This is a genomic window from Enterococcus viikkiensis, from assembly GCF_005405345.1.
In the GTDB taxonomy this organism is placed as follows: Bacteria; Bacillota; Bacilli; order Lactobacillales; family Enterococcaceae; genus Enterococcus_A; species Enterococcus_A viikkiensis.
The window spans coordinates 1-1,750 of sequence record NZ_BJDW01000043.1 but is presented as its reverse complement, the minus strand read 5'-3'; the positions used below and the strand labels follow the sequence as shown (position 1 = coordinate 1,750).

The 1,750-nt window shown below is 36.7% G+C and carries 1 protein-coding gene; it reads left to right on the top strand.

Going from position 1 to position 1,750, the window contains the following annotated elements:
• Positions 1 to 164: 164 nt before the first annotated feature.
• Positions 165 to 1,619, top strand: a complete 1,455-nt coding sequence (locus FFM67_RS12210; RefSeq protein WP_137614811.1) for an AcpB/EbpR/MafR family transcriptional regulator — start codon at positions 165 to 167, stop codon at positions 1,617 to 1,619.
• Positions 1,620 to 1,750 lie beyond the last annotated feature (131 nt).

Genomic DNA, 1,750 nt, shown 5'->3' with positions numbered 1-1,750 from the left:
TATCGAACACCTTTGGAAGTATTTTTGAGTTACGTAAGTATTGATGATTTGTCTAACTTAATTTGACAATTAAGATATAATAATAAAGTGTTGTTATAATCTAACGAAATAAAAAAGGTTAGTTACTTTGAAGCATTGTGACGATTATTTTAGGAGGGTTGTTTGTGCGACGATTACTTAAAAATACTACACAACGTCGGTTAGCAATCATTGGGATTTTGCGAGATTTATTAGATTGGCAAAACCCAGAATTGGTTGCTGAGTTATTAGATTGTTCTTTGAAAACGATTTCATACGATGTTGAAGCAATCAATAATGACTGGAGTGAACATGTTGGCATTGAGTATTCACGCACGAAAGGCATCCGTTTAAACGATGCGTTACATAATAAGACGCGACAGTTGGCGCGAAATTTGATGGAAGAATCAGAGGCTTTCCTTTTTTTGGAACAGATTTTTTTTAATCCAAATGAAGATGTAGAATATTGGATCAGCAAACTATACATCAGTGAAGCAACTTTTTATCGAATGGTGCGACAAATTGACCGCGTTTTAGGCGAACGTGGTCTAGTCTTGGAGCGCCGGCCCTTTCGTTTAGTGGCACAGAATGAACGCTGGGTACGTTTTTTTTATGTTCAGTTATTCTTAGAAAAATATGGGTTGAATGAGTGGCCCTTCGATTTGGAAAGAAATAAAATTATTGAATTTATTCGGGTAGCGAATGATTCTTTCGGCATCGCCTACAATGATCGAGAAGTCCTAGAAAGCAGCTACTTATTAGCAGTGGTCATTTTACGGAGTTCCCAAGGCTTTGTTTTGACAGACGAAGAAAAGGTGGCTGTGGATCAAGTACTGATCGAAAATATTTTAGAGTTGCGTACTGTGGCAGATCAAACAATCAAAGATTCCCCTTATGAGGTAACGGAACACTGGTATTATGAGGTGGCTAATAGTTTGTTTTGTACCTGTTTCATTAGTCGGCATGAGGGTCATTATCAGAAGACTTTAGTCGAGCTGGAACATTTTTTAGAGGAGCTTATAAGCGTCTATGAATTGTCTTTATCCGCAGAAAATCGCAAGAGCCTTTTACAAAAATTATTGCAGATTCATGTATCTTATCAAGTCTGTCCATTTCCGCAAGCGATGTTATTTGATTCTGCGGCCTATTTTGCACGAAACGCCAAAATTCAGTATCCTCACTTCACGAAATACATTCAGCAGCTGCTTTTACAGATGGAGCGGACGGGTGGGAATCCTTGGTTCAGCCAATTTTATTCTGCTGTACTGACAGTTTTATTTAAAGAATGGGCGGGACTGGTTCACGCCTTAGATGCACAGTCTTCTAAAGTTAAGGTATTGGTGTTAAGTGACTCTGGTGAAAATCATGCTAAGATGCTGATGGAATTGATTCAAAATCGTTTTTATTATCGGGTGGTAGTAACGGCCTATCGAGGATCGGCTCTCGACTTTCAACAAGATGAGAGTTTCAAGGATTATGATCTAGTAGTAGCAAATTATCAAATAAAAAATTATTCTTATAGTAATCTAAAAATAGTCGATGATTTTTTGACAGAGAGTGATTTTTCATATATTAGTTCGATCGTTAAAAGTATTCGCTAAAGACAAAATAGAAAAAGGAAGGAAACAGAAAAAAGTCTGTGGCCTCCTTTTTTTTTATCTTAATTGTCAAATTAAGTTAGACAAATCATCAATACTTACGTAACTCAAAAATACTTCCAAAGGTGTTCGAT